This window comes from Aeromonas sp. 95A, assembly GCF_051919235.1.
Classification (GTDB): domain Bacteria; phylum Pseudomonadota; class Gammaproteobacteria; order Enterobacterales; family Aeromonadaceae; genus Aeromonas; species Aeromonas veronii.
This window is the reverse complement of sequence record NZ_JBQBFC010000001.1, coordinates 135,873-154,541: the sequence shown is the minus strand read 5'-3', so window position 1 is coordinate 154,541 and position 18,669 is coordinate 135,873. Positions and strand designations below refer to the sequence as shown.

Here is an 18,669-nt window from a genome sequence, read left to right as displayed (position 1 = left end):
AAAAACCGGCCAATTGGCCGGTTTCTGTTTTTATGCACTGGTGCTGTCTCTATTAACCCAGACGAACCCGGGCGTTGCGGAACATCCGCATCCAGGCACCGTCCTCGCCCCAGTTGTCTGGGTGCCAGGAGTTGGCCACGGTGCGGAACACCCGCTCCGGGTGCGGCATCATGATGGTGGCACGGCCATCGGTGGTGGTCACAGCGGTGATGCCCTCCGGCGAGCCATTCGGGTTGGCCGGGTACTGCTCGGTCACGTTGCCACGGTTGTCGACAAAGCGCAGCCCTACCAGACCGCTCTGCTGCAGTGCGCTCAGGTGAGCGGCATCGCGCACTTCCACCCGCCCTTCCCCGTGGGAAACGGCGATGGGCATCACGGAGCCTGCCATGCCGGCGAAGAAGGCCGACGGGGACTCCTGCACCTCAACCAGACTGAAGCGGGCCTCGAAGCGCTCGGAGCGGTTGCGTACAAAGCGCGGCCACAGCTCAGCACCCGGAATGAGATCCCGCAGGTTGGACATCATCTGGCAACCGTTGCAGACACCCAGAGAGAGGGTATCGCCGCGCTCGAAGAAGCGCTGGAACTGCTCGCGGGCGTTGTCATTGAACAGGATGGACTTGGCCCAGCCTTCACCGGCACCCAACACGTCACCGTAGGAGAAGCCGCCACAGGCCACCAGGGTCTGGAACTCCTCCAGCTTGATGCGACCGGAGAGAATATCGCTCATATGGACATCGACCGCCGCGAAACCGGCACGATCGAACGCCGCCGCCATCTCCACATGGGAGTTGACTCCCTGCTCGCGCAGCACCGCCAGACGGGGGGAGGCCCCGCGGGCAATGTAAGGTGCAGCCACATCCTCGGACGGGTTGTAAGTCAGCTTGGCATGCAGACCCGGATCGGTGGCGTCCTGACGGGCCGCGTGCTCACTGTCGGCGCACTCGGGATTGTCGCGCAGGCGCTGCATCTGCCAGCTGGTCTCGCCCCAAATGGTGCGAAGTGCGGTACGGCTGGCGCGATAGACCTCCTGACCGCCCCGCTGCAGGGTGATGAGATCCCCTTCGCGCACGGTGCCGAGCACATGGGAGCAGGCTGCCAGACCGTGACCGGCCAGCAGGGTCATCACCGCCTCTTTATCTTCACGACGCACCTGAATGACGGCGCCCAGCTCTTCGTTGAACAGCGCCGGCAGCAGCTCGCCGCCGATGCGATCGAGCTGGATGTCGAGGCCGCAGTGGCCGGCAAACGCCATCTCGGTCAGGGTGACGAACAGGCCACCGTCGGAGCGGTCGTGATAGGCGATCAGTTTGCGATCGGCTACCAGTGCCTGAATGGCGTTGAAGAAGCCTTTGAGCTGGACCGGATTGTCAAGATCCGGCGCCTTGTCGCCCAGCTGGCGATAGACCTGCGCCAGCGCCGAGGCGCCGAGGCGCTGTTTGCCGTTGCCAAGGTCGATGAGGATAAGGTCGGTTTCACCGAGATCGGTACGCAGCTGCGGAGTAACCGTGTTGCGCACATCCTCGACCCGGGCAAAGGCGGAGATGAGCAGGGAGAGCGGCGAGGTGACGCTGTGCTCCTTGCCATCCTGCTGCCAGCGGGTCTTCATGGACATGGAGTCCTTGCCCACAGGAATGGTGATGCCAAGGGCCGGGCAGAGCTCCTCGCCCACCGCCTTGACCGCCTCATAGAGCCCGGCATCTTCTCCCGGGTGACCGGCAGCGGCCATCCAGTTGGCGGAGAGCTTGACCCGCTTCAGCGACCCGATATGAGCCGGCGCCAGGTTGGTGAGCGCTTCCGCTACCGCCATGCGAGCGGAGGCGGCGTGGGAGAGCAGCGCCACCGGGGTACGCTCGCCCATGGACATGGCTTCGCCGTGATAGCTGTCGTAGGTGGCAGCGGTGACGGCACAATCGGCCACCGGGATCTGCCAGGGGCCAACCATCTGGTCGCGATTGACCAGACCGGTCACGCTGCGATCGCCGATGGTGATAAGGAAGGACTTCTCCGCTACGGTGGGCAGACGCAGCACCCGCTCTGCAGCCTCGCCCAGGGTGATGCCATCGAGTTGGAGCGCTTTGCCTTGGGCAGGCAGGCTTGCAACATCGCGGTGCATCTTGGGCGCCTTGCCGAGCAGCACATCCAGCGGCAGATCGATGGGCTGATTGTCAAAGTGGCTGTCAGAGAGGGTCAGATGCTTCTCTTCGGTCGCGGTACCGATGACGGCATAGGGGGCGCGCTCACGCTCGCACAGCGCCTTGAACAGCGGCAACTTGTCCTGCGCTACCGCCAGCACGTAACGCTCCTGGGATTCGTTGCACCAGATCTCCAGCGGACTCATGCCCGGCTCGTCGCTCTGGATGGCGCGCAAATCGAAACGACCGCCGCGCTCACCGTCGTTGACCAGCTCCGGCATGGCGTTGGAGAGACCGCCCGCCCCCACATCGTGGATAAAGACGATAGGGTTGTCGTCACCCAGCTGCCAGCAGCGATCGATCACCTCCTGGCAACGGCGCTCCATCTCGGGGTTGTCACGCTGCACCGAGGCAAAGTCGAGATCTTCGGCTGACTGGCCGGAGGCCATGGAGGATGCAGCACCGCCACCCAGACCGATGTTCATGGCAGGGCCGCCCAGCACGATCAGCGCCGCACCGACCGGGATATCCCCTTTCTGGACATGTTCGGTGCGGATGTTGCCGATGCCGCCTGCCAGCATGATGGGTTTGTGGTAGCCACGCACCTCGACGCCGTTGTGGCTCGGCACCTCCTCTTCGAAGGTACGGAAATAGCCGAGAATGGCCGGACGGCCGAACTCGTTGTTAAACGCGGCGCCGCCGAGCGGCCCCTCCTGCATGATGTCGAAGGCACTGACGATACGGCTCGGCTTGCCGAAATCCTGCTCCCAGGGCTGCTCGAAGCCGGGAATGCGCAGGTTGGAGACGGAGAAACCGACCAGACCCGCCTTGGGCTTGGCACCGCGACCGGTGGCTCCCTCGTCGCGGATTTCGCCGCCGGAGCCGGTGGCTGCGCCCGGGAACGGGGAGATGGCGGTCGGGTGGTTGTGGGTCTCCACCTTCATCAGGATGTCGACCTGTTCCTGGTGATACTGGTATTCGCCGTTGGCCGGGCTCGGGAAGAAGCGGCCACCCAGGCTCCCTTCCATCACGGCGGCGTTGTCTTTATAAGCAGAGAGGACATGATCCGGCGTCTGCTCGAAGGTGTTCTTGATCATCTTGAACAGCGACTTGGGCTGCTGTTCGCCATCGATGGTCCAGTCGGCATTGAAGATCTTGTGACGGCAGTGTTCGGAGTTTGCCTGGGCGAACATGTAGAGCTCGATGTCGTTAGGGTTGCGACCCAACTTGGTGAAGTTCTCTACCAGATAGTCGATTTCGTCGTCGGCCAGCGCCAGACCGAGCGCCACGTTGGCTTCGGCCAGGGCTGCGCGACCACCGCCCAGCACATCCACCTGGGTGAAGGGGCGCGGCTCGTGGTGAGCAAACAGGGCGGCAGCTTCGCTCATCTCGGCAAACACTACTTCCATCATCCGATCATGGAGCACGGCGGCAATGGCGCTGCGCTGGGCGGCACTCAGCTCACCCTGCCCCTTGATGGTCAGGTAATAGGCAATACCACGCTCCAGCCGCTTGACCTGTTTCAGGCCGCAGTTGTGGGCGATGTCGGTTGCTTTGGAAGACCAGGGGGAGATAGTGCCGGGGCGGGGGGTAACAAGAAACAGCTGACCGCTGGGGGTGTGTTCGGGGATGGTCGGGCCGTAGCGCAAGAGCTGGCCCAAGGTCGCTCGCTCGGGGGGAGAGAGGGGGTTTGTCAGCTCGGCAAAGTGCACATACTCGGCATAGACATCCTCTATCTCTACTCCGCTCTCTACTCCACTCTCGTTTCTCATCTGTGCGAAGCGTTGCAGCAGTTTTTGGACACGAAAATCAGACAGTGCTGGGGCACCACGCAAGATATCCATATGACCTTTCTCACCAAGTTTTAAAGTGGGGGGGGAATTGAGACGCGCGTATTATAGGGATCTGGCTCACAGCGGACAAACGTTTTTCTCACTTCGTGCAGTGTGACTCTGCGCACACTCTCTGGTATAAAGGTGCCTCTTTTTTGACAAATGCCGATTTTTTCAACAAAGGTACTCACCTACTTGCGCTGCATTTTTCGACTGTTTATCGGGCTGTTGTTGACGCTGACACTGGTTGGCTGCGACTTCTATAGCCCCTCCAGCCAGCTGGAGCAGATCCGCCAGCGAGGCGAGATCCGGGTTGGCACCATCTATGGTCCCACCTCCTATTACCAGCGTGACGACCTCGCTCAGGGGTTCGATTACGAGCTGGCGCAAAATTATGCCGACTGGTTGGGGGTGAAACTCACCATCATCCCGGTCGACACCACTGACCAACTGGTCACCCTGCTGAAAAAGGGCAAACTCGATCTGGCGGCTGCCGCCATCATGGTCACCCCCGAACGGCGCGAGCTGTTTCGCTTCGGCCCGGGCTTCTACCAGGTCTCCCCCAAACTGGTCTACCGCAACGGCAAACCCAAGCCGGCCTCATTGAACGATATCAAGGGCAAGCTGGTGGTGGCCGCCGGCTCCACCGGGGAAGATCTGCTCAAAGAGATGAGCAAAGAAAATCCGAAACTAGCCTGGAGCACCAGCGACAACGCCGATGTGGAGGAGCTGCTCAAGCAGGTGGTGGATGGCAAGATTGACTACACGGTGGTGCAGGATACCGTGCTGGCCCGTACCCAGCGCTACTACCCGGAGCTCACCGAGGGGCTGACCCTGGCCCAGAAGCAGACCGTTGCCTGGGCCATGAGCAAGCTGCCCGATGACAGCCTCTATGCCAGCGTGATCGACTTCTTCGGTCAGCGCTTTATGGATGGTGCCATCGCCAAACTGGACGAGAAGTACTTCGGTCATGTGCAAAACTTCGACTTTGTCGATACCCGTACCTTCCTCAAACGCGCCAAGAGCCTGCTGCCCAAGTACCAACCGCTGTTCCAGACTCACGCCAAGAATATCGACTGGCGTCTGCTCGCCGCCATCAGCTATCAGGAGTCCCACTGGGACCCGCAGGCCCGCTCCTACACCGGCGTGCGCGGCATGATGATGCTGACCGAGCCCACAGCCAAGGCGATGGGAGTCAACGACCGGCTTCATCCGGAAGAGAGCATCAAGGGTGGCTCCCTCTATCTGCAACAGATGATGGAGAAGGTGCCGGATTCGGTGCCCGATGACGAGAAGGTGTGGTTTGCCCTCACCGCCTACAACATCGGTTACGGCCACATGATGGACGCCCGCCGCCTGACCAAAGAGCTCGGCAAGAATCCCGACGCCTGGAGCGACGTGAAAGAGGTGCTGCCGCTGCTGCAACAGGCGCGCTGGCACCGCAAGGTACGTTACGGCTATGCCCGTGGCAGCGAGGCGCGCAACTATGTCAACAACGTGCGCCAGTATTACCAGAGTCTGCTCTGGCTCGACAACGAGCAACAGAAGGCACATCAGCGGGAGAGTCTCGACAACGACAGCGAGCCCGAGCTGGCCGAGCGCCCCACCGCCATCGCCGAAGTGGTCAATCAGATCACCATGCGCTAACCAGCCATTATTCGGCTGTTTTCACACAAACTTCTCTGTTACCATCGATTCATATCGGAGCCTATCCGAAATCGCATTGTTTTCATTATGTTGAGAGATTAAATAACAGCAATTTCGGATGGGCTCCATCAATGACCCAAGGCCGGGATGGCCAACTTAGTTGGGAGGAGACCAAGATGCAAAAACGTAGAAAAATCAGTCTGGTCAGAAAAGCGAAGTGCAACTGGAGCCCCAGACGCAAACTCAAGCTTAATGACATCAAGCGCAACCTGTGGCGCAGAAATCGATCCTATACCCTGCTTATTGCAGAGCACACAGCATAAACCCGGCATTCGCCGGGTTTTTTTATCTTCTTTCTCACCTGAATACTGTCTTACACCAGTGCCGCCTTGAACTGTACCGTCCGCTTGGAGATCAGCGAGTTGCAGTGGTTGCAGAAGTAATCCACTGCGCCGCACGCCTTGAGACGCTCCAGCTCCTGCTGGCAGGTGGGGCAGATGGCAGTAACCCGAACAGGGGCCTGGCACTGGCCACAGGTTTGCTCCTTGCTGCGGGTATCCAGTTCAGCCTGGCATGATGGACAAAGCAGGGCTTCCATAGTCGACTCCTCGAAAAGTGGATCTGCCATGGTCTTATTCCATGGCAGATCCCCCTCCCCTTATTCCTCACCTTAACATTGCGAGGATAACAAAGCGGCTGCCGGTGAGGGCAGCCGCAAGGACTTATTTCTTCTTCATTTTCAGCAGGCGTTTGCGCTGACGTTCCTGACTCAGGGTCATGGTGTTCTTCTTGCCTTCAAACGGGTTGACCGACTCCTGGAACTCGACCCGGATCGGCGAGCCCATGATCTTGAGGGACTTGCGGAAATAGTTGATCAGATACCGCTTGTAGGAGTCCGGCAAGTCGTTCAGCTGATTGCCGTGGATCACGATGCGCGGCGGGTTGTAGCCACCGGCGTGGGCATACTTGAGCTTGACGCGGCGACCATTGACCATCGGCGGCTGGTGATCTTCCTGCGCCATCTGCATGATGCGGGTCAGCATGGCCGTGCTGGTACGACGGGTGGCGGACTGGTAAGCCTCCTGAATGGATTCAAACAGATGGCCAACACCGCTGCCGTGCAGGGCGGAGATGAAGTGGACGCGAGCGAAGTCGATGAAGCCCAAGCGACGATCCAGCTCGTTCTTCACATCCTCTTTCACCTTCTGATCCAGACCATCCCACTTGTTCACCACCAGCACCACGGAGCGACCGGCGTGGAGCACATAGCCAAGGATGCTCAAGTCCTGATCGGTGATGGTCTCCTGGGCGTCGATCACCAGCAGGCAGACGTTGGCATCTTCAATGGCTTTCAGGGTCTTGATAACGGAGAACTTCTCCACCGTCTCGTGCACCTTGCCACGACGACGCACACCGGCGGTGTCGATGACTACATACTTCTGCTCGTCACGCTCCATCGGAATGTAAACGGAGTCACGAGTGGTGCCGGGCATGTCATAGACGATGACCCGATCTTCACCCAGCATGCGGTTGGTCAGGGTAGATTTACCGACGTTGGGACGACCAACGATGGCGAACTTGATGGGCAGGTCGGCGAACGGGGTCTCCTTGGTGTCCTCTTTGGTATCGAGTTCACCGGCAGCCACCATGCGCAGCAGGGCTTCTTCGTCGAAGTCCTCCTCTTCCTCATCCTGCGCATCTTCATCGGTAGTGGCGTCGACCAGGGTCTCCAGATGGGGAGCCAGGGCCAGTTCCAGCAGGCTCAGCACGCCACGACCGTGAGCGGCCGCGATCTGGTAGACCTCGCCCAGCGCCAGACCGTAGAACTCGGAGACCGCGGAATCACCGTCGATACCGTCGGTCTTGTTGGCCACCAGAAATACCTTCTTGTGGGCCTTGCGCAAGTGCTCGGCGATGGCTTGATCCGCTGCGGTCAGACCGGCACGGGCATCCACCATGAACAGCACGACGTCTGCTTCTTCGATGGCCAGCAGGGATTGCTCGGCCATCTTCAGCTCGATCCCCTCTTCGGTGCCATCGATACCGCCGGTATCGACCACGATAAATTCCAGCTCGCCCAACTTCGCCTGACCGTATTTACGGTCCCGGGTCAGACCGGGAAAATCGGCAACCAGGGCATCCCGAGTACGGGTCAAGCGGTTAAACAGGGTGGATTTCCCCACGTTGGGGCGGCCCACCAGGGCTACTACAGGAGTCATAAAAGCCTCATTCTCAAGACGACAAAGGCTCCGGGTCCGAAGACCAGGAGCCGGATATTCACATTATCGGACGATCAAGGACGCTTGAGGGCGTACAACTTGCCGTCACGGCTCTGCACATACAGGGTCTCGCCATCCACCAGCGGGGCGGCGTAGAGACCACTGCTATCGAGCTGCTGCATCGCCTTGATGGTACCGTCGGTACGATCAAGCCAATACAGGTATCCTTCCACATCACCCACCACCACATAGTCACCGAAGATGACAGGTGCAGTGACGGTACGATTTTCCAGCTGGGTGTTGGACCACAGCTCCAGACCGTTGCGACGGTCGATGGCAAACAGATGGCTGCGGCTATCGGTCAGCACGATGGCATTACCGGTCATCGCCAGATCGCGATAGCCGGAATACTTACGCTTCCACACTTCATCGCCGGTCATCAGTTTGCGCGCCATCAACTGACCGTTGTAGGCGATGGCATAGAGCTCATCACCGGCAATCAGCGGGCTGGCATCGACGTCAACCATGCGGTCCAGCTCGGTGGCACCGCGCGGATCAGCCACCTTGGACTGGCGCACAGGCTGGCCATTGCTCAGCAGGGCGATGCCCACCTTGCCATCGGCACGACCGTAAATCACGGCGCCGTTGGTGATCACCGGTGCACCGGCACTGCGCAGGGTCAGCGGCGGCTGCTCTTCGGAGAGCGACCACTGCATCTTGCCTTCATCAGTGTCGAGGGCGATCAGGCGACCGGAGGTGGTCAACACCACCACGCGGCCATCTTCCACCGCAGGGCTTGCCACCACTTCGCCGGGCACATTGGTCTGCCACAGCACTTCACCGTTCTCTTCGTTCAGGGCGTAGACCACCCCGTTCTCGGAACCGAGGAACAGCTTGCCGTAACGGGAGACCAGACCGCCGGAAAGGCGGGCGCTGCGCTTGTCGGCGTTGACCGGCAGGTCGGCCAGATCGACACTCCAGAGGCGATCGCCACTGGCACGGTCAAAGGCGCTAACATCGCCGTCACGGGCCGCCGCATAGATACGATCCTCTTCCACCACCGGCTTGAGCTGGGAGTAGAAGTCACCGATACCATCACCCACAGTGGATGACCATGCGGTGTCGGCAGTGAAGGCAGATTCAACCTTGGGCAGCGGCGCCATCGGGTTGAGATCCTCTTCGGAACTGAACAGGGAGCAACCCTGCAGAGCGAAGGAGACCGCAGCCCCCAGCGCCACCATCTTGAATAGATTACGCATCCGGTGCCTCACCAGTCGCAACGGCCGGCAGGGCCAGATCGTCCATTTTCAGCTTGAGCTCGGCGCTACCCTGCAGGCCGCCGGCATCCGCCGCCGCCTGATAGGCATCACGAGCCTCTTCGGTCTTGCCCTGCTTTTGCAGCACATCACCACGGGCTTCGGCTACCTGCGCCTTGAAGGCTTCATTCTGGATGGTCGCCAGCTTGGCCAGCGCTTCATCTGCCTTGCCCTGATCATTCAGCACACGGGCCAGACGCAGCGCCGCGATGGGACGAATGCTCTCGTCACCCGTGGTCGCCACCAGCTCCAGCTGCTCGGCAGCCAGATCCAGCTTGCCCGCCTTGACGGCAGCGGCAGCCAGTTGCAACGCGGCCAGTTCACCGTAGGAGTCACCCTTGTTGGCGGTGACAAACTGCTGTGCCTGCTCGAAACCGGTGGCATCGCCCTTGGCCAGCTGCTCAATCACCTGGTTGTAAGAGTGGGAGGAGGCCTCCATGGTCTCTTGCTGGTGCTGGTTGTAATAGCGCCAGCCGAACAGACCGACCAGACCGATCACGGTCCCGGCAATCACCGAGGTTCCGTTCTCTTTCCACCACTCCTTGATAACCTCAACCTGTTGTTCTTCGGTGGTATAGACTTCCACAGCTTACTCTCCTTTGGCTGCCAGCAGGGCAATGGCGGCGTCAACCTTGACGGTCTGTTGCTCGGCCTGACCACGCAGATATTTGATAGTGATCTCCCCGTTTTGCACCTCGGTCTCACCAAGGATCAGGGCGATTGCCGCGCCGCTCTTGTCGGCACGTTTGAGTTGTTTCTTGAAGTTGCCACCACCGCAGTGGCTCATCAGGCGCAGGTCCGGCAGGGCATCGCGCAGACGCTCGGCCAGCTGGAAGCCAGCCTGTTCGGTCCCCTCGCCCACCATCGCCAGATAGACATCCACCGCCGGGCGGATATCGGCGTTGAGCTCGAGGGTTTCCAGCATCAGCACCAGACGCTCCATACCCATGGCAAAGCCCACGGCCGGGGTCGGTTGACCGCCCAGCTGCTCTACCAGACCATCGTAGCGGCCACCGGCACAGACGGTGCCCTGAGCACCCAGACTGCTGGTGACCCACTCGAACACGGTCAGGTTGTAGTAGTCAAGACCACGCACCAGACGCTCGTTCACTTCGTATTTGATACCGGCAGACTCGAGCAGGCGCTTGAGCCCCTCGAAGTGGGCCAGGCTCTCTTCGCCCAGATGGTCGAACAGACGCGGGGCACCCGCCAAAATGGCCTGTACCTTTTCATCCTTGGAGTCGAGCACCCGCAGCGGGTTGCTGTACATGCGGCGCTGGCTCTCTTCGTCCAGCTGATCCTTGTACTGCTCCAGATAGGCCACCAGCGCATCGCGGTAAGCGGCACGCTCGGCGCTCTGGCCCAGGGTGTTGAGCTGCAGGGTGACATGCTCACTGATGCCAAACAGACGCCACAGGCGGTGGGTCAGCATGATCAGCTCGGCGTCAATGTCCGGCCCGTTGATGCCAAACAGCTCGACACCGAACTGATGGAACTGGCGGTAACGGCCCTTCTGGGGACGCTCGTGACGGAACATGGGGCCCATGTACCACATCCGGCGTTCCTGGTTATAGAGCAGACCGTGCTCGATACCGGCACGGACGCAGCTGGCGGTCCCTTCCGGACGCAGGCTCAGGCTGTCGCCGTTACGGTCTTCAAAGGTGTACATCTCTTTTTCGACCACGTCGGTCACTTCACCGATGGCGCGCTTGAACAGATGAGTCTGCTCGACAATCGGCATGCGCACTTCGCTGTAGCCATAGCTGGCAACGACCTGGCGCAGGATCTGTTCAACCTTCTGCCATACCGGGCTCTGCTCCGGCAGGCAATCATTCATACCGCGAATAGCTTGGATCTGTTTTGCCACGTTGATACTCGAGAAAAAGAGGTAAAATTTGGCCGCATTATAGGGATTTTCCCCCCAAGGTAAAATCAGGGAATCCGGATGCGGGATTTAAAATCAGTCACCTGGAAAAAGGGCCACCCAATGTGGCCCTGTTTCGCTCACTCCTTGTCCATCGGGATCCGGTTGGCGGGATCCAGCATGGCGGCGCGGGCGCGAATGCGGCGCTCCAGAGTTGGAATGAGATCCTTGTTGTCGAGCCGATCGACCCGCTGGCCCCCTTCATAGAAGGCACTCTTGTTGGCGGCACCCGCCAGACCAAGGTCGGAGACCAGCGCTTCACCCGGCCCGTTCACCACACAGCCGATGATGGAAACATCCATCGGTGTGATGATGTCTTCGAGCCGCTCTTCCAGCGCATTGACGGTGGCGATCACATCGAACTCCTGCCGTGAGCAGGATGGGCAAGCGATAAAGTTGATGCCACGGGAGCGAATACGCAGGGATTTGAGGATATCGAAACCGACCTTCACCTCCTCCACCGGATCCGCCGCCAGCGAGATACGCAGGGTATCGCCGATGCCGTCGGTGAGCAGCATGCCCAGACCGATGGCAGACTTCACCGCGCCGGCACGGAAACCGCCCGCTTCGGTGATGCCAAGGTGCAGCGGCTGATCGATCTGCTTGGCCAGCAGGCGATAGGCACCGACTGCCAGGAACACATCAGAGGCCTTGACACTCACCTTGAAGTCCTGGAAATCGAGGCGATCGAGGTAGTCCACGTGACGCATGGCGGACTCCACCAGCGCTTCGGGGGTCGGCTCGCCGTACTTCTCCTGAATATCTTTCTCCAGCGACCCGCCATTGACCCCGATACGGATCGGGATATTGAGGTCGCGCGCGCAATCGACCACCGAGCGCACCCGCTGCTCGTTGCCGATGTTGCCCGGGTTGATACGCAGGCAGTCGGCACCGTACTCGGCCACTTTCAAGGCGATGCGATAGTCGAAGTGGATATCGGCGACGATGGGGATGCGGGTCTGCTGTTTGATGAGCCGGAAGGCTTCCGCCGCCTCCATGGTGGGCACGGAGACACGGACGATATCGGCACCGACCCGCTCGATCCGCTGGATCTGCTCGATGGTGGCGGCGACATCTGTGGTCTTGGTGTTGGTCATGGTCTGCACGGTAATGGGGGCATCGCCCCCAACCGGTACATTACCAACCATGATCTGTCTGGATTTACGACGAATGATGGGAGATTCGTGAGAAGACATGGGAAACAGATTACTCCTGCGGCAGTGAGAAGCGGGCTGTACGACCGTTGTTGTAACGGCTCATATCAAACGACTGCCCCTTGTAGTCAAGCTTGACGGCCATGGGCGCGCCAATGATGAACTTCAGGGGCTCGGCGCCTTCCAGCACCAGCTCGTCGTTGGCCTTCTTCAGACCACTGAACAGGGTCTTGCCGTTGGCATCCTTCACATCCAGCCAGCAATCGGCGGTGAAGCTCATCTTCAGTTGCGGCGCAGTCGCCGGATCAACGACAGCCTCTTCAGATTCGGTGCCATTGGCGCCGGATACCGCTGCATCGGTCGCAGTGCCGACAGCCGCGCTGACATCGGTCGGGGCAACAGCCGCAGAAGCAGGCGCCAGGGTAGCAGTCGCATCGGAGATCACCGCAGGGGCAATCACGTCCGTGGCTGCCGGTGCGTTGGCTGCGCCTTCCACCGGAGCGGTGTTGATCGCATCGGGCGGCGTGATAGCAGGTTCAGCCGGAGTCGAACTGGTTGCACTCATCTCGGTGGCTGCCAGCGCTTCATCACCGGCGGAGCGGCGTGAAGTACTCTGCCACCACCAGGCGACCGAGAGCGCAATCAACACCAGGATCACCAGCCAGGTCACCACCTTGAGCCGACTGTCGTTGGCTTGCTGGCGGGAGCGACGGGAGAAGCTCTGCATGTCGATATTGTCGGGAGGAGTCAGACCCAGCTTGTCGTAAGCAGCCAGAATGGTCTCGTCGGGGATCCCGACCAGCTTGGCATAGGTACGCAGATAGCCCCGAATAAAGGTATGGGAGGTGTGCTTGTCGTAGGTATCCGATTCGATAGCGGCGATCAGGGTCAGACGAAGGTGAATGCGGGACGCAACCTGTTCTCGTGTCCAGCCAAGCTGTTCACGGGCGTTGCGCAGCAATTGGCCTGGGCCTACTGCCTGGGAGTCGTCTTGGAAATCGTGTTGCTGTTCAATAGTCATTGGCTAAATAACGCTTGGCTTGTTGCGAAGTGGGATATTGCCTTACCAGCTCAGTCCCGAATTGGTGAAGTAATGCCGGCTTGTCCATCGCCTGTGCCAGCCGAAGTCTCAACCAGAGACTCTCCTCGTTCTCGTCTGACACATCGGCAAAACGGGCGAGGTAGGACTGCACATCAGGCAGCTTGCCATCTTTCATGGAAAGCTCGGCCAAGTCCAGCAATAACCCTGGATTGCGGGGATTATACCCCAAGGCCAGGCGATAGTACTCGCCTGCTTTATCATTTCTGCGATTTTGCAGCGCACAAAGTGCCGCATTTTCATAGGTATCGGCAATTTTTACGTAGCCTGGCTGAATAACAGCCTGGTTGAACGCCTGATCTGCCTCGGCATACCTGCCGCGATCACAGAGGAAGGCACCATAGTTGTTCATTGCGTCAGCATTGGACGGATCCATGGCAAGGGCGTTCTTGTAATGGGTCTCGGCTGCCTTGAAATCTCCTACCTTCTGGTAAAAGTAGGCAAAACCGATCTGGATCTGGGGGTTGGAGGGGTCATACTGGAGGGCGCGGTCAAGATTGAACTTGGCCTGCTCGGCATTGCCCTGACGCAGGTACTGGATACCCAGGTCGAGGCGGGTTTGGGCAGCCGCCTTGAGGTCAGGACCCACTTCACGCTGGGTCGAATTCTGGCCAGCGTAAGTGGTCTCGGTCACACAGCCTGGCAGCGCGCAGAGCGCTGCCACTACGATCAATGTACGTGTATCCATTCCCTGTCTATACAATGGCTTAGCATTTAAACCATTTTGACGGAAATCCCATCCTGTTGCATCCGATTTTTGATAGTTCGCTTGGTACGGTCAATCACGTCACCCACCAGCTGACCACAGGCAGCATCGATGTCATCACCACGGGTCTTGCGGACAATCACGGTGAAACCGTACTCCATCAGCACCTTGGAGAAGCGATCGATACGGCTATTGCTCGGCTTGCCGTAAGGGTTGCCCGGGAAGGGGTTGAACGGGATCAGGTTGATCTTGCTCGGAGTGTCCTTGAGCACCTTGGCCAGCTCGTGAGCATGCTGCATATCGTCATTGATATGATCGAGCAGCACATATTCGACGGTCACCCGACCACCGTTGGCATTGGATTTGGCCAGGTAACGACGGACACCGGCGAGGAACTCCTCGATGTTGTACTTGTCGTTGATCGGCATGATCTCTGAACGCAACTTGTCGTTCGGGGCGTGCAGGGAGATAGCCAGCGCCACGTCGATCTGGTCACCCAGCTTGTCCAGCGCAGGTACCACGCCAGAGGTGGAGATGGTCACCCGGCGCTTGGAGATGCCAAAGCCGTAGTCATCCATCATCAGACGCATGGCGGGCACCACGTTGGCGAGGTTGAGCAGCGGCTCGCCCATCCCCATCATCACCACGTTGGTGATGGGACGCTTGCCACCGACCACGCGGGCCGCACGCCACACCTGACCGATGATCTCGGAGACTTTCAGATTGCGGTTGAAGCCTTGTTGAGCCGTGGAGCAGAACTTGCACTCCAGCGCACAGCCAACTTGAGAGGAGACGCAGAGGGTCGCGCGGTCATCTTCCGGGATGTAGACGGTCTCTACCTCCTGATCGCCCACCTGCAGAGCCCACTTGATGGTGCCATCGGCAGAGCGCTGCTCACGGCTGATCTCGGGCGCCTTGATCTCGGCGATCGCCTTGAGGCGCTCTTTGAGCACCTTGTTGACGTTGGTCATCTGATCGAAATCATCACACCCAAAGTGATAGATCCACTTCATGACCTGATCTGCCCGGAATGGCTTCTCGCCCAGTTCGACGAAAAAGGCACGCATGGCATCCCGATCAAGATCCAGCAGGTTGATTTTTGTTTCGCTCATCAATGGCCTCAGTTCAAACACTTCATCAATTATTGGCTGACGACGTCAGGGGGCGGCATTGTACAAATAATGGGTCTGGCTTTCCACCTGGAGAATAGAGGGATATTGCGTAAACGGCGAAAACAACAAAGGGAGCCGAGGCTCCCTTGGGTCATCATCCACAAAAATCAGCCGCGCGGGCAGATCTCGTTGTCAGAGAAGAAGTAGGCAATTTCGCGGGCAGCGGATGCCGGTGCATCGGAGCCATGCACTGCGTTGCGATCGATGCTCTCGGCATAACAGGCACGCAAGGTACCAGCCAGCGCCTCTTTCGGGTTGGTAGCGCCCATGATCTCGCGATTACGACGGATGGCGTCTTCCCCTTCCAGCACCTGCACCATGACAGGGCCAGAGGTCATGAAGCTGACCAGATTGTCATAAAAAGGCTTGCCCTGATGCTCGGCATAAAAACCGGCAGCCTGTTCACTGCTCATGTGCAGCATTTTGGATGCCACCACTTTCAAGCCTGCGCTTTCGAAACGGCTATAGATGGCACCGATCAGGTTCTTGCTGACAGCATCCGGTTTAACGATAGAGAAGGTACGTTCGATGGCCATTGATATCTTTCCTTAACTACAGAGTTTTATTGTTAGAATCCATGTTCGCTGGCGATTATACGTAAACAAAAACCGGAAAAACACACAAACAAGCAACTTTTTATTAAACATCACCCCCTTGCAATCAACATCCACACTCATCTTGACCGAGCAGAGCCGGAAAATATGTGCGCTTGCGCACGATAGTTACCTTAAGCCGCCAAAACCCCATCTTTTGTTCACAATTCGAACAGCATGAAAAAGGCACCCGAAGGTGCCTTGTCTCGCCTATTTGGCTTCCGCCAGCAGGGCCCGCGCTATGGTGCGCATCCCCAGGGTATTAGCTCCCGGCGCCCAGAGGGCATCGCCGTTGTCACTGAAGCAAGCTGCCAGATCGATATGCAACCAGCCCATCCCTTCGTTGGCAACGAAACGGGAGAGGAAACCCGCCGCGTTGGAGGCGCCACCCGGCCCGCCCCCCTTCACCGGACGGCTGTTGGCCGTGTCGGCGTAATGGGAGGGGCACTGCTGGCGGTGCCAGGGCTCCAGCGGCAGCGGCCAGGCAGGCTCATGCTCGGCATCGGCATAGGTCATGGCCCGACTTACCAGTCCTTTATCGAGGCCAAACAGGGCATTGTAGCGCCCACCCAGCGCCATCACAGCAGCGCCGGTCAGGGTCGCGGCATCGATGATCAGCGGTGCGCCGGACTCGCTCGCCAGTTGCAGGCCGTCGGCCAGCACCAGCCGCCCCTCGGCATCGGTATTCACAATCTCGACCGTGGTGCCGTTCTTGTAGGTGAGGATGTCGCCCAGCTTGTAGGCGTGGCCGGAGACCAGGTTCTCGGCGCAGCAGAGGATCAGCTTCACCCGCTTGTCGAGCCCGCGCAGCATGGCCAGCGCCAGCGCACCGGTGACAATCGCCGCCCCCCCCATGTCGCACTTCATGGTGAGCATCCCCTCGGAGCTCTTCATGGAGTAGCCGCCGGAGTCAAAGGTGATCCCCTTGCCCACCAGCGCAGCCGCCACCGGCGCCTTGGGGTCACGCCCCGGGTTGAAGTCGAGCTCCAGCAATACCGGTTCGCGCGCACTGCCGCGGCCCACCTGATAGAGGCCGACCCAGCCCGCCTGTTGCAGCGCTTCGCCTTTCAAAATACGATGACTCACCTTGTCCGGCGCCACCTCGGTAATAAAGGAGGCCGCTTCCACCGCCAGCTCCAGCGGGCCCAACTGCTCCGGGGTGGCATTGGTCATCTCGCGCACCCAGCGACCGCAGAGCCAACGCGCTTCCAGCTCCTCTCTGTCCTCTTCCGAGGACATGGCCCACTGCAGTTGCACCTCCGCCTTGGGGGTTTGCAGCCCTTGGGCAAAAGCCCACTGCTGTTCACGCTCCCAGTGACCAGCCAGGGTCACTTTCTGGATCCCCTGCTGGCAGAGGCGACGGGCCGCCTGCTGGATATCGAGCAGCGGATTGGCCGTCACCAGATGGATCACCATGCCGTCGGCACGGTGAGAGAGCAGCGCCCCCTCCCCCCACTCGGCCGGTGCAAATTCACGACTCAGCCAGACATTCATGCGGTCACCTCCTGCAGCCAGCGGGCGATGGTGCGCAGACCGTGACCCTTGGCGCCGGTCGCCCAGAGATCATTGCCCGATTTCTGATAAGAGGCGGCCAGATCCAGGTGCACCCAACCCTTGCCCTCATCACGTACGAAACGGGAAAGGAACGCAGCAGCCGTGGTGGCACCGGCTGTGCCCTCTGCCGAGGCGACGTTGCCCAGATCGGCAAAGGCCGAGGTGAGCTGGCTGGCATGCCAGGGTTCCAGCGGAAGCGCCCACGCCTGCTCGTTTTCCACCTTGGCGGCGGCCAGCGCACGCAGCTGTTCTGTCTCATCGAGGGCAAACACCGCATTGTAGTCACGCCCCAGCGCCATCTTGGCGGCGCCGGTCAGGGTGGCTGCGTCAAGGATATAAGCCGCACCGCTGTCGGAGGCCGCCATCAGGCCATCGGCCAGCACCAGACGACCTTCCGCATCGGTGTTCTGGATCTCGACCGAAACCCCATTCTTGTAAGTGAGGATGTCGCCCAGCTTGAAGGCGTGGCCGGAGACCAGGTTCTCGGCGCAGCAGAGAATGAGCTTCACCCGCTGGTTCAGACCGCGGCTGATAGCCAGCGCCAACGCGCCGGTCACCATGGCGGCACCGCCCATATCGGACTTCATCGGCAGCATGTTGTCAGAGGACTTCATGGAGTAGCCACCGGAATCGAAAGTGATCCCCTTGCCCACCAGCGCCGCCACCACGGGCGCATTGCGATCACCGGTCGGGTTGTAGTCTAGCTCCAGCAGCACAGGCTCGCGCTCGCTGCCACGGCCAACCGACCAGATCCCGATATGGCCGGACTCGCGCAGCGCTTCACCGGCGGTGATGCGGGCAGTAACCTGATCCCCGGCCAGACCACGAATGAGCAACAGGGCCGATTCCGCCAAACTCATGGGGTAGATCTCTTCCGGACAGCCATTGGTGATGTCACGTACCCAGCGAGCCGCCTTGAGCAGCGCATCCAGTTCACGGGCTTCCGCGTCGCTCTGCTGGCCAAAATCCAGTTCACGCGCTCCCTTGGCGGCGTAGAACCCCTGGGCGAACGCGTAGCGACGCTCCAGATCCCAGCCTTCACCGACCAGCGTCACCCGCTTGATCCCGCTCGATTCGAGGCGACGGGCGGCGCGCTGAACGGTGCGCAGAACATCCTTCTCCTGACCGGCGGCACCAAGATGGATCAGTGCCTCGTCGCCATTGAAACTGAGCTGGGCGCCCTCGCCCCAATAGGCGGCCGCAGCCTGGGTGGATAACGCTACCTTCATCATGTCAGCCATCGTGTTTGCTTCCTTTTTACTGGCACTATGTATAAGCACTCTTTATGGGAAAGAGCTTATTGGCAAAGAGAGAATAACGA

Annotated in this window: 14 protein-coding genes; 1 reads left to right on the top strand and 13 read right to left on the bottom strand. The window is 59.9% G+C overall.

The window, feature by feature from the left end; translation table 11 throughout:
• Positions 1-52: 52 nt before the first annotated feature.
• Positions 53-3,976, bottom strand: coding sequence for a phosphoribosylformylglycinamidine synthase (gene purL / locus ACTG2U_RS00620; RefSeq protein ID WP_439973867.1), 3,924 nt, complete (start codon positions 3,974-3,976; stop codon positions 53-55).
• Between the two features lie 150 nt (positions 3,977-4,126).
• Here purL and mltF point away from each other — a divergent pair, with 150 nt between their 5' ends.
• Positions 4,127-5,611 carry a membrane-bound lytic murein transglycosylase MltF gene (gene mltF, locus ACTG2U_RS00615; RefSeq protein ID WP_005344877.1) on the top strand — a complete coding sequence of 495 codons (1,485 nt, stop codon included), beginning with the start codon at positions 4,127-4,129 and terminating at the stop codon, positions 5,609-5,611.
• A 373-nt stretch (positions 5,612-5,984) separates the two neighbouring features.
• On the opposite strand, the gene ACTG2U_RS00610 is transcribed toward mltF, so the two are convergent.
• The 12 genes from ACTG2U_RS00610 to pepB (ACTG2U_RS00555) all read right to left on the bottom strand — a co-directional run bounded on the left by ACTG2U_RS00610 (position 5,985) and on the right by pepB (ACTG2U_RS00555) (position 18,589).
• Positions 5,985-6,209 (bottom strand): zinc ribbon domain-containing protein, encoded by a 225-nt coding sequence (locus ACTG2U_RS00610; protein ID WP_005344872.1) that lies wholly within the window; start codon positions 6,207-6,209, stop codon positions 5,985-5,987.
• Positions 6,210-6,333: 124 nt separating this feature from the next.
• Entirely contained in the window at positions 6,334-7,830 is a 1,497-nt protein-coding gene (gene der / locus ACTG2U_RS00605; protein ID WP_108588207.1) for a ribosome biogenesis GTPase Der, read from the bottom strand.
• 74 nt (positions 7,831-7,904) lie between these two features.
• Complete coding sequence (gene bamB, locus ACTG2U_RS00600; RefSeq protein WP_040066510.1) at positions 7,905-9,089, bottom strand: outer membrane protein assembly factor BamB; 1,185 nt, start codon at positions 9,087-9,089, stop codon at positions 7,905-7,907.
• The gene (locus ACTG2U_RS00595) at positions 9,082-9,732 is read right to left on the bottom strand and encodes a YfgM family protein (RefSeq protein ID WP_005333798.1); all 651 of its coding nucleotides are present in this window, start codon (positions 9,730-9,732) and stop codon (positions 9,082-9,084) included. The genes bamB and ACTG2U_RS00595 overlap by 8 nt, the downstream gene beginning before the upstream one ends.
• A gap of 3 nt (positions 9,733-9,735) precedes the next feature.
• Entirely contained in the window at positions 9,736-11,013 is a 1,278-nt protein-coding gene (gene hisS / locus ACTG2U_RS00590) for a histidine--tRNA ligase (protein ID WP_005344864.1), read from the bottom strand.
• A gap of 137 nt (positions 11,014-11,150) precedes the next feature.
• Positions 11,151-12,266 (bottom strand): flavodoxin-dependent (E)-4-hydroxy-3-methylbut-2-enyl-diphosphate synthase, encoded by a 1,116-nt coding sequence (ispG, locus tag ACTG2U_RS00585; protein ID WP_439973866.1) that lies wholly within the window; start codon positions 12,264-12,266, stop codon positions 11,151-11,153.
• Positions 12,267-12,276: 10 nt separating this feature from the next.
• The gene (gene rodZ, locus ACTG2U_RS00580; RefSeq protein ID WP_439973865.1) at positions 12,277-13,245 is read right to left on the bottom strand and encodes a cytoskeleton protein RodZ; all 969 of its coding nucleotides are present in this window, start codon (positions 13,243-13,245) and stop codon (positions 12,277-12,279) included.
• Entirely contained in the window at positions 13,235-14,026 is a 792-nt protein-coding gene (tapF, locus tag ACTG2U_RS00575; protein ID WP_085943024.1) for a PilW family type IVa pilus biogenesis/stability lipoprotein TapF, read from the bottom strand. Before tapF ends, rodZ begins: the two co-directional genes overlap by 11 nt.
• 11 nt (positions 14,027-14,037) lie before the next feature.
• A complete protein-coding gene (locus ACTG2U_RS00570) occupies positions 14,038-15,141 on the bottom strand; it encodes a bifunctional tRNA (adenosine(37)-C2)-methyltransferase TrmG/ribosomal RNA large subunit methyltransferase RlmN (RefSeq protein ID WP_005344856.1) in 1,104 nt (367 codons plus the stop codon).
• 167 nt (positions 15,142-15,308) lie between these two features.
• Positions 15,309-15,737 (bottom strand): nucleoside-diphosphate kinase, encoded by a 429-nt coding sequence (ndk, locus tag ACTG2U_RS00565; RefSeq protein WP_005333805.1) that lies wholly within the window; start codon positions 15,735-15,737, stop codon positions 15,309-15,311.
• A 267-nt stretch (positions 15,738-16,004) separates the two neighbouring features.
• A complete protein-coding gene (gene pepB / locus ACTG2U_RS00560) occupies positions 16,005-17,288 on the bottom strand; it encodes an aminopeptidase PepB (protein ID WP_236396538.1) in 1,284 nt (427 codons plus the stop codon).
• Positions 17,285-18,589: an aminopeptidase PepB gene (gene pepB, locus ACTG2U_RS00555; protein ID WP_064341952.1), complete on the bottom strand. Its 1,305-nt coding sequence runs from the start codon at positions 18,587-18,589 to the stop codon at positions 17,285-17,287. The genes pepB (ACTG2U_RS00560) and pepB (ACTG2U_RS00555) overlap by 4 nt, the downstream gene beginning before the upstream one ends.
• Positions 18,590-18,669 lie beyond the last annotated feature (80 nt).

Coding starts and splice junctions, on each gene's coding strand:
- purL (WP_439973867.1), bottom strand. CDS start 3,976: ATGGATATCTTGCGTGGTGCCCCAGCACTGTCTGATTTTCGTGTCCAA.
- mltF (WP_005344877.1), top strand. CDS start 4,127: ATGCCGATTTTTTCAACAAAGGTACTCACCTACTTGCGCTGCATTTTT.
- ACTG2U_RS00610 (WP_005344872.1), bottom strand. CDS start 6,209: ATGGAAGCCCTGCTTTGTCCATCATGCCAGGCTGAACTGGATACCCGC.
- der (WP_108588207.1), bottom strand. CDS start 7,830: ATGACTCCTGTAGTAGCCCTGGTGGGCCGCCCCAACGTGGGGAAATCC.
- bamB (WP_040066510.1), bottom strand. CDS start 9,089: ATGCGTAATCTATTCAAGATGGTGGCGCTGGGGGCTGCGGTCTCCTTC.
- ispG (WP_439973866.1), bottom strand. CDS start 12,266: ATGTCTTCTCACGAATCTCCCATCATTCGTCGTAAATCCAGACAGATC.
- rodZ (WP_439973865.1), bottom strand. CDS start 13,245: ATGACTATTGAACAGCAACACGATTTCCAAGACGACTCCCAGGCAGTA.
- ACTG2U_RS00570 (WP_005344856.1), bottom strand. CDS start 15,141: ATGAGCGAAACAAAAATCAACCTGCTGGATCTTGATCGGGATGCCATG.
- ndk (WP_005333805.1), bottom strand. CDS start 15,737: ATGGCCATCGAACGTACCTTCTCTATCGTTAAACCGGATGCTGTCAGC.
- pepB (WP_236396538.1), bottom strand. CDS start 17,288: ATGAATGTCTGGCTGAGTCGTGAATTTGCACCGGCCGAGTGGGGGGAG.
- pepB (WP_064341952.1), bottom strand. CDS start 18,589: ATGGCTGACATGATGAAGGTAGCGTTATCCACCCAGGCTGCGGCCGCC.